The organism is Mesorhizobium delmotii (genome assembly GCF_900149755.1).
Taxonomy (GTDB): Bacteria; Pseudomonadota; Alphaproteobacteria; order Rhizobiales; family Rhizobiaceae; genus Mesorhizobium; species Mesorhizobium delmotii.
On sequence record NZ_FUIG01000062.1, the window covers coordinates 1 to 9,033 of the forward strand.

Consider the following 9,033-nt stretch of genomic DNA (forward strand, 5'->3'; position numbering starts at 1 on the left):
AGAATCCTCACGGCTTTATAAAAGAACAACCGGCTCTCATTTGCAGAACTGGCGGAATTGGTCGGTTCCTCGGCAGCGTCCTGCATGCGTCGAGTCAACAAGCCGCGTTCTGATGGCGTGATCGTTGCGGACATCTCGCTGGTGGATCCGAAAGCTGTCGGCAAATCGCTCACCGTTGTTGTCACGGTTGAGTTGGACCATGAGCGCCTTGACCTCGTCGACGATTTCAAGCGCGCGATGCGCGCGGCCAAAGAGGTTACCCAGTGCTACATGGTTACTCGGCGACGCCTACTTTGTGCTGATTGTGGCCGTTGAGGACGTCGAGGGCTTTGACGTCTTCGTCAAGACAAAGCTCATACCAACGCCAATGTCCGAAAATTCCAGACCATGATCGCGCTTGATCGTGTCAAGTTCGAGCCCCGGGTAACGGTGTAGACTTGTGCGAGCTGCGCTGAAGTCATCACTCCGGGCCGCGTTTTGAAACCGCCATTGCGCGTCCAGCATCGGAATGAGCGTTTTCGCCTAAGCAACTGTGCGATGTAGAGGGCGCAGTCGATCCTGCGTGAGGAGGGTGTGAGTTGCCAACCGTTCGGCGCAGGCAAAGTAACCGTCCCGGTGTAAGGAAAAAGAATGGCGATCCCGATGACGCAGATCTTACCTGTTCTTCCAACTGTCGATGAGCATTACTGTGACCAATGGCGTTACCCGGACGGGGTCGCTTTTATGGATGGGCAATACCTGCCGATGTCCGAGGCCAAGATCTCTGTGCTCGATTGGGGGTTCCTGCACTCGGATGCCACTTACGACACGGTGCACGTCTGGAATGGCAGGTTCTTCCGGCTGGACTTGCATCTTGATCGCTTCTTCGGGGGCGTCGAACGGCTGCGAATGAAGCTGCCCTATGATCGCGAGAAAATAGAGTCGATCCTGACAAATTGTGTGGCTTTGTCGGGCCACAGATCGGCGTACGTCGATATGATCTGCACGCGCGGTTCATCGCCGACGTTCAGCCGCGATCCCCGCCAGGCAGAGAACCGCTTCATCGCGTTTGCTGTTCCCTTTGGATCGGTTGCCAACAAGGAACAGCTGGAAAGAGGCTTGCACGTGGCGATCAGCGAGACCGTCCGCATTCCACCGAAATCGGTCGATCCGGCGATCAAGAACTGTCATTGGCTCGATCTCGTGAAGGGCCTTTTCGACGCCTACGACAGGGGGGCGGAAACAGCGCTGATCGTAGATACGAACGGCCACATCGCGGAAGGGCCCGGCTTCAATGTGTTCGTTGTCAAGGACGGATCCCTGAGGACGCCCGCCTTTGGCGTGTTGCCGGGCATCACGCGCCGGACTGTGTTCGATCTTTGCGCCGAGATCGGGCTGTCGGCCACGGCTGCTGATATTAGTCGTGCTGAGATCAAAGGGGCTGACGAGGTGTTCATCACCTCGACTGCCGGCGGCATTATGCCCGTGACGCGCATCGACGACGCCGCGATCTCTAATGGGCAGGTCGGATCCGTCACACGCCGGCTGATGGATCTCTACTGGCGAAAGCACGATGATCCGGCATGGTCGACTGCTGTCATCTGCCCCTGACCGGAATGAGCCATGCGACAGCAACTGCTTCGTGACGATCTCGATGAGCTGTCGCAAAGTCCGAAATTCGAGCAGGCGCGCTTCGTTGGGGCGTCGCCCTGGATTTGGAAGACTGCCCGATGCACACCGATGTCTCCCGCTGCTGGGAGACCGGCCGTCGGAAGACGAGCGCGAACCGCAATGGTGCGGCAACTTCTGCGCCGCCGAACTCGCGCCACGCTCCGAGGACGTGCACCTCAACGAGGCGACCGACCCGTAGATCTACCGCGAAGTGGTGATGCCGGTTTGCTCGGCATCACAATCCCTGTGGAAAATGACGGGCTCGGAGCAGCTACGCTACTCTATGCGTCGTCGCGCGCGGGGTTGAGCGAATCGTACTGCATGCCATTTCTGCGGAGTTGCCGATGGACAACGATTTCATTGCCTATTTGACCACGGAACTGGCTGGGTTGAAGTCTGCGGAGTTCTACAAATCCGAGCGCGTCATCGCCTCGACGCAATCGGCTGAGATCGAACTCGAGGATGGCAGCAAGGTCCTGAACTTCTGCGCCAACAACTATCTCGGCCTCGCCGATAATGAATATCTGCGGAACGCGGCTAAGGCTGCAATCGACCGCTATGGATACGGCATGGCATCGGTCCGCTTCATCTGCGGTACTCAGCAAGAGCACAAGCATCTCGAGGCACGCATCTCCTCATTCCTCAAGATAGAAGACACGATCCTCTATTCATCCTGTTTCGACGCCAATGCCGGTCTTTTCGGGACGCTGCTCGGCGATGAAGACGCCATCATTTCCGATGCGCTGAACCACGCCTCCATTATCGACGGCGTACGGCTTTCAAAGGCCATGCGCTTCCGCTACGCCAACAATGACATGGCCGCGCTGGAAGAGGAACTTAAGAAGGCCGAGGGTAGCCGCTTCAAACTGATCGCAACCGATGGTGTGTTTTCCATGGACGGCATCATCGCCAATCTTGGCGGCGTTTGCGATCTGGCCGAGAAATACGGCGCGATGGTCATGGTCGACGACAGCCACGCGGTCGGCTTCGTCGGCAGGCATGGGCGCGGCACGGCGGAGCATTGCGGCGTCGAGGGTAGGGTGGACATCATCACCGGCACGCTGGGCAAGGCGCTCGGCGGCGCCTCGGGCGGCTACACGGCAAGCAGGCGCGAGGTCATCGACTGGCTTCGCCAGCGCTCGCGGCCGTATCTCTTCTCCAATACGCTGATGCCCGCAATCGCAGGGGCGTCGCTGAAGGTGTTCGATCTGATCGAACAAGGCGATGCGCTGCGCCAAAAGCTCTATGACAATGCCGACCGCTTCCGCTCGAAGATGTCGAAGGTGGGCTTCACGCTGGCTGGCGCGGACCATCCGATAATCCCCTTGATATTGGGCGACGCGAGCCTCGCGCAGCAGATGGCCGCGAAGATGCTCCAGCGCGGCATCTATGTGGTCAGTTTCTCCTTCCCCGTGGTGCCGAACGGTCAGGCCCGCATCCGCACGCAGATGTCTGCGGCACATTCGAGTACGGATGTTGACCGTGCCGTTGAGGCCTTCACGGACGTGGGCAGGGAATTGGGAGTCATCCGATGTCCAACATGACGGAACGCCTTCGTCGATGTCCGCGAGGAAGTCATGATGGTCCTTTGGTGGGTCGATCTGTGCAACCGGAGGGTTGGCTATTCTCGTCCAATCTACTGTCGAACTCTAGTGACAGGTTGATTCCCAGCCGGAACGAGGCAGTTCTCGCCCGCCTCGGTATCTAGGTGATCGCCCGCAGAACCTGCACCGGTTTATCTGTTTATGTTGCGTGGAGAACAAATGCCCAAGATTGTTGTCGTCGGCGCCGGAATCACCGGTGTGTCGACTGCATATGCCCTTTTGGAACGTGGTTATGATGTCACAGTATTGGATCGTCATCGGTATGCTGCGATGGAAACATCATTTGCCAATGGCGGACAGCTCTCGGCAAGCAATGCTGAAGTTTGGAACCGCTGGTCGACGATTCTCAAGGGGATCAAGTGGATGATCAAACGGGACGCTCCACTTCTAATGAATCCTGCGCCCAGTTGGCACAAGTACAGCTGGCTGGCGGAATTTGTGGCGAACATCGCTAACTATCGCGAAAATACGGTAAAGACGACCAAGCTCGCGATCATGGCGCGGAAGCATATGTTTGAGATCGCCGAGCGGGAAGGAATCGATTTCGATCATGTTCGTCGCGGCATTCTTCACATATATTGGGAAAAAGCCGAGTTCAATCATGCGCGAGCGGTGAATGATTTGTTAGTCCGAGGTGGGCTGGACCGACGGCCCGTTACAGTGGAAGAGATCCAGTCGATCGAACCCACTCTCCGTAGTACGCTATATGGTGGGTTCTACACGCCATCGGATTCGACCGGCGACATTCACAAATACACGACCGGCGTGGCGCGGGCATGCGAGAAGCGCGGTGCTCGTTTCTACTACGATGCCGACGTGAGGCGCATCGAACGCCAAGAAGGTTTTCGAATATTCTATGCAAGTGGTACTGAAGACCGACATTCCGGGCAGCATGAGATACGCGCAGACGCCATCGTCGTCTGTGCGGGCTGTAGCAGCCGCGACTTTGCCGCGAGGTTGGGCGATCGGCTCAACATCTATCCGGTTAAGGGTTACTCAATCACGGTCGAGCTCGATGAGTCGGCGTCACAGGAAGCCGCGCCGTGGGTCAGCCTGCTCGATGACCGAGCCAAGATCGTTACGAGTCGATTAGGTTTGTCTAAATTCCGGGTCGCCGGAACCGCCGAGTTCAATGGTCTAAACCGTGACATTCGGGACGATCGCATTAAGCCCTTGGTGGACTGGACGCGCATGCATTTTCCGGGGGTAAGTACCAAGCGCGTAGTGCCGTGGGCGGGGTTGAGGCCGATGATGCCCAACATGATGCCGCGGGTCGGCAAAGGCAAGGCACGCGGTGTGTTCTACAATACGGGCCATGGTCATCTAGGTTGGACCTTGTCGGCTGCAACTGCCGAGATGCTTGCGGAGATCATTTCTGGTGACCTACCGGCCGACGCACGCAGAGTTGCCTGAGTGCAATGGAGAGAGTGGGAGGAATATCTCCGGCCTAGAGACGACGCGTATGCATGTGGCCGAACTGAAGTTTGCGCGAGAGTTGCCCTGCTTAGGCTGAGCATTTCAAATTACGCCCCTTTTTTAGGGCTCGCATTCCAGCAATCGACGCATTTTGGCCCAAACTTTCCATCTCCAGGTGTTATCGTTTCGAAAATGTCGTCTCCGCGGCGAAAATGTCGTGTCCGCGGCAAAGTCATTCGCTGGAAAACGAAAGGTCTACCGCCTCTTTGAGATCCAATGCGCTCTCGTGGTGTCGACAGAACTCATAGGTGCGGATTTACCGCGCCGTTAACTAAAAAGGGGAACGGACCATGAGAATCTCGTGGCGCGACCTTATCATGCAGAAGGTCTAAGGGTGCAATGGGTGCCTACATACTTCGCAGAATGGTCTCGACCGTCGCCGTCATGGCGATGGTCGGCATCTTTGTCTTCCTGCTTCTCAGGCTCGCGCCCGGCGATCCGGCGGACATGATCGCCGGCCCTAGGGCCACGCCAGAGATGATCGCCGGCATTCGCGAACAGCTGGGACTCAACCAGCCGCTGCCCGTTCAGTTCGTCCATTGGGCGCTCAGCATCCTCGGCGGCGATCTCGGGATCTCAATTTTCACGGGGCGACCAGTTCTCGAACTGATCTCGCAGCGGCTGGAACCGACTATTTCCATTTCGATCTTGACGATGATCCTTTCGGTGACAATTGGGGTCTCCTTCGGCATCCTTGCCGCGTGGCGAGATGGCGGTCTTGTTGATCGCATCCTGACGGCATTCGCGACACTTGGTTTTTCTGTCCCGGTGTTTGTCGTCGGCTTCTTTCTCATATACTTGTTAGCAATCAGGACACGTTGGCTGCCCGTCCAAGGATACCACCCTATCGACGATGGTTTCGGGCCATGGCTTGTGCACCTGATCCTGCCGACCGTGACTTTGAGTGTTCCCTACATTGCTTTCATCGCCCGGATCGCGCGGGGGAGCATGCTCGAAGTTCTGTCGGAAGACTATATGCGAACAGCCGCCGCCAAGGGCGCGTCGTCCTATTCCATGCTTTTCCACCACGCACTGAAGAATGCGGGCGTCCCGATCCTCACCGTGATCGGCTTAAGTTTCGCAGGTCTGATTGGCGGTGTCGTCATCACGGAAACGGTTTTCAACATACCTGGTGTCGGTCGTTTGGTGGTCGATGCAATCAACAACCGCGATTATCCCATCATTCAAGGTGTGCTCATTCTGGTTTCGGGTCTGTACGTCCTTATCAACCTGGCGGTCGACCTTTCCTACACCCTGATCGATCCCCGAATCCGGTACTGATTATGAAGCTCCTCTCCGCACCAGTTGAATACGTCCCGACGGGCCGCCTGCGAATATCTGACTTTCCCCGTCTGGCAAGGCGGCATCCGCTTGTCCTTGGGGGCGGCGGCCTCCTGGCGCTGTTGATCGCATTAGCACTCGCTGCCCCGCTTTTCGCCGGCGATCCGGTGAACATGGATCCGTTCAAGCGCCTGCAGCCGCCGTCCGCTGAGATGTGGTTCGGGACCGATAATCTGGGCCGTGACGTCTTTGCACGAACAGTGTTCGGCGCCCGGATCTCACTAATGGTCGGATTGACGGCGGCGGTGGGCGCGGCTTTGGGTGGCCTTCTGATCGGTGTCGTCGCCGGCTACAACCGCGGCTTCGACAATATCGTCATGCGGGTCATGGACGGCCTTATGTCGATCCCGACGATTCTGCTGGCCATTGCTCTTATTTCTCTGACAGGGCCCGGATTCGGTATCCTCATCGTCGCCATCATGATCCCCCAGCTGCCGAGCGTCACGCGGCTGGTTCGTTCGGCGGTTCTGAGTGTTCGGGGGCGTCCTTATGTGGAGGCCGCGCTCTGCGGCGGCGCGCGCCTGCCGAAAGTACTGTGGCGGCATATCCTGCCGAGCACCATTCCGGCGCTTATGGTGCAGAGCGCTATAGTCTGCGCGGATGCTATTCTTACAGAGGCCGGGCTGAGCTTCCTGGGCGTGGGCGTACCGCCCGAGATTCCGAGCTGGGGCAACATGATTTCAAGCTCTCGACTCTATCTCGCGATCGCCCCAATGACGATTTTCGCCCCCGGCATCTGCCTTGCCGTCACGGTCCTTGCCGTCAACCTGTTTGGGGATGGACTGCGGGACTTGTTCGATCCCCGCTCAAAGCGGAGACGTTGATATGCTAATGCGAGAATCCGCAGGGGACGACGTGCTTCTCGATGTTCGAGACCTGGAGACGCACTTTTACGGCGAAGAAAGCGTCACCCGTGCCCTGGGCGGCGTCAGCTTTCAGGTAAAGAGTGGCGAAACGCTCGGGGTCGTCGGTGAATCCGGATGCGGAAAGAGCGTCACCGCCCTCTCCATTCTTCGCCTGCTGCCGAAGCTGACCGCCAGGACTGTCGGCGGCGAGGTGCGCTTTCACGGGCGCGACCTGCTTGAGCTGTCCGATCGGGAGATGCGACAGATCCGCGGCGATCAGATCGCTATGATCTTCCAGGAGCCGATGACGAGCCTGAACCCGGTCTACACGGTCGGCCGCCAGATCGCCGAGGCGGTGCAGATCCACACAAATGCGTCCCGCTCGGTGGCCATGGCAAAGGCCGAAGAGATGCTCCGTCTCGTCCGCATCGCGGATCCCGAGCTTCGCGTCAACAACTATCCTCACGAAATGTCCGGCGGGATGCGCCAGCGCGCAATGATTGCCATGGCTCTTGCCTGCTCACCGGAGCTGTTGATCGCCGACGAGCCAACCACTGCGCTCGACGTTACTATCCAGGCGCAGATCCTGCGTCTAGTCGTCGATCTGAAAGAGAGCACGGGAACGGCCGTCATGTTCATCACTCATGACCTGGGCGTTGTCGCCGAGACATGCCAACGGGTCATCGTGATGTATGCCGGCCGGATCGTGGAGCAAGCGAGCGTAACTGATCTGTTCGCGCGTCCCGCGCATCCCTACACTCAGGGCCTCATGCGATCGGTGCCTGACCGGCGGCGCGGCCGACAGCGCCGCCTTCCAGAAATTCCCGGCATTGTTCCAAGTCTTCGCGAGGCCATTGTCGGATGCAGCTTTGCTCCTCGCTGCCCGTTCGCTATCGACGTTTGCCGCGAGAAGAGGCCCCCCCTCCTTGATGTCGGGTCGAGCCACGCCGCGGCTTGCTGGCGCGCGGAAGAGGTGATGGGCGCATGAATGGCCCTCTGCTGAAAGTCGAGAATTTGACCAAGCATTATCCGCTCGGTACGGGGTTCCTGAAGAAGACCATTCCGGTGATCCGGGCTGTGGAAGATGTATCTTTTTCCGTCGAGGCGGGCGAGACGCTCTGCATTGTCGGCGAATCCGGCTGCGGCAAGTCGACTGTCGCGCGTCTTCTGATGCGACTCGTGGAGCCGACAGGCGGGCGGGTGCTGATCGACGGGACCGATATTGCGGGCCTCAAGAAACACGCGCTTCACGCGTGGCGCCGTCGGATGCAGATGGTCTTTCAGGATCCTTACTCGTCGCTGAATCCGCGCCTCACCGCTGGACAGATCATCACCGAACCCGTCGAGAATTTCGAGCGCCTCAGCCGGAAGCAGCGCAACGCGCTTGCTGCGGACCTTCTCCAGAAGGTCGGAATGTCGCCCGAGATGATGCACAGGCTCCCGTCCGAGTTGTCGGGCGGCCAGCGGCAGCGGCTCGGCATCGCGCGGGCGCTGGCCCTCCAGCCCTCGCTCATCATCGCCGACGAAGCGGTGTCAGCCCTTGACGTATCCGTGCAGGCACAGATCTTGAATCTGCTGCTGGATCTCCAGCAGCAGCTGGGCATCGCCTTCGTCTTCATCTCACATGACCTTAGCGTCGTCGAGCATATCGGCCATCGCGTGGCGGTCATGTATCTGGGGCGGATCGTGGAACTCGCTCAATGCGAGGCGCTCTTCGCCAAGCCGGTCCACCCCTACACGGAGGCGCTGATCGCGGCAGCCCCGGTGCCGGATCCGACGCGAGCTCGGCTAGAGGCGCCCGTCGAGGGCGAGGTGCCGAGCCCGATCAACCCGCCGAGCGGGTGCGCGTTTCACCCGCGCTGTCCGCTCGCGGTCGAGCGGTGCCGCATGGAGGTCCCTCCTTTGGTGCCGATGGCAGACGGGCGCGTCGTAGCCTGTCATGTCCGCGCTCCGGCTACGGACGTCCCGGCCCAGCCGGCTGAAGCGGGCGATCATTCGCCTGATCAGGTGGCTCAGCCTCATGATCCGGTCCAAAGGTATCGGAAAACCCAAGTATAGCGGCAGTCATGCCCACTCGCGATAAGTAGGAGATTATATGGAAAGAGATTCGCAGGAGA

7 protein-coding genes and 1 pseudogene are annotated in these 9,033 nt (G+C 59.0%); all 8 read left to right on the forward strand.

What is annotated here, in order from left to right; genetic code table 11:
- Window positions 1–33 precede the first annotated feature (33 nt).
- Window positions 34–315: pseudogene (locus tag BQ8482_RS39800) on the forward strand (Lrp/AsnC family transcriptional regulator); the annotation flags it as partial.
- Window positions 316–630: 315 nt separating this feature from the next.
- Entirely contained in the window at window positions 631–1,590 is a 960-nt protein-coding gene (locus tag BQ8482_RS31970; protein ID WP_123151206.1) for an aminotransferase class IV, read from the forward strand.
- Window positions 1,591–1,994: 404 nt separating this feature from the next.
- Window positions 1,995–3,194, forward strand: coding sequence for a glycine C-acetyltransferase (locus tag BQ8482_RS31975; RefSeq protein ID WP_123151207.1), 1,200 nt, complete (start codon window positions 1,995–1,997; stop codon window positions 3,192–3,194).
- 219 nt (window positions 3,195–3,413) lie between these two features.
- Window positions 3,414–4,667, forward strand: a complete 1,254-nt coding sequence (locus BQ8482_RS31980; protein ID WP_123151211.1) for a D-amino acid dehydrogenase — start codon at window positions 3,414–3,416, stop codon at window positions 4,665–4,667.
- A 402-nt stretch (window positions 4,668–5,069) separates the two neighbouring features.
- Window positions 5,070–6,011, forward strand: a complete 942-nt coding sequence (locus BQ8482_RS31985) for an ABC transporter permease (RefSeq protein WP_123151208.1) — start codon at window positions 5,070–5,072, stop codon at window positions 6,009–6,011.
- 2 nt (window positions 6,012–6,013) lie between these two features.
- Window positions 6,014–6,895 (forward strand): ABC transporter permease, encoded by an 882-nt coding sequence (locus BQ8482_RS31990; protein WP_123151209.1) that lies wholly within the window; start codon window positions 6,014–6,016, stop codon window positions 6,893–6,895.
- 1 nt (window position 6,896) lies between these two features.
- Window positions 6,897–7,904 carry an ABC transporter ATP-binding protein gene (locus tag BQ8482_RS31995; RefSeq protein ID WP_123151210.1) on the forward strand — a complete coding sequence of 336 codons (1,008 nt, stop codon included), beginning with the start codon at window positions 6,897–6,899 and terminating at the stop codon, window positions 7,902–7,904.
- On the forward strand, window positions 7,901–8,974 hold the full coding sequence (locus tag BQ8482_RS32000) for an ABC transporter ATP-binding protein (RefSeq protein WP_244603076.1): 1,074 nt from the start codon (window positions 7,901–7,903) through the stop codon (window positions 8,972–8,974). The genes BQ8482_RS31995 and BQ8482_RS32000 overlap by 4 nt, the downstream gene beginning before the upstream one ends.
- The last annotated feature ends 59 nt before the right edge of the window (window positions 8,975–9,033 follow it).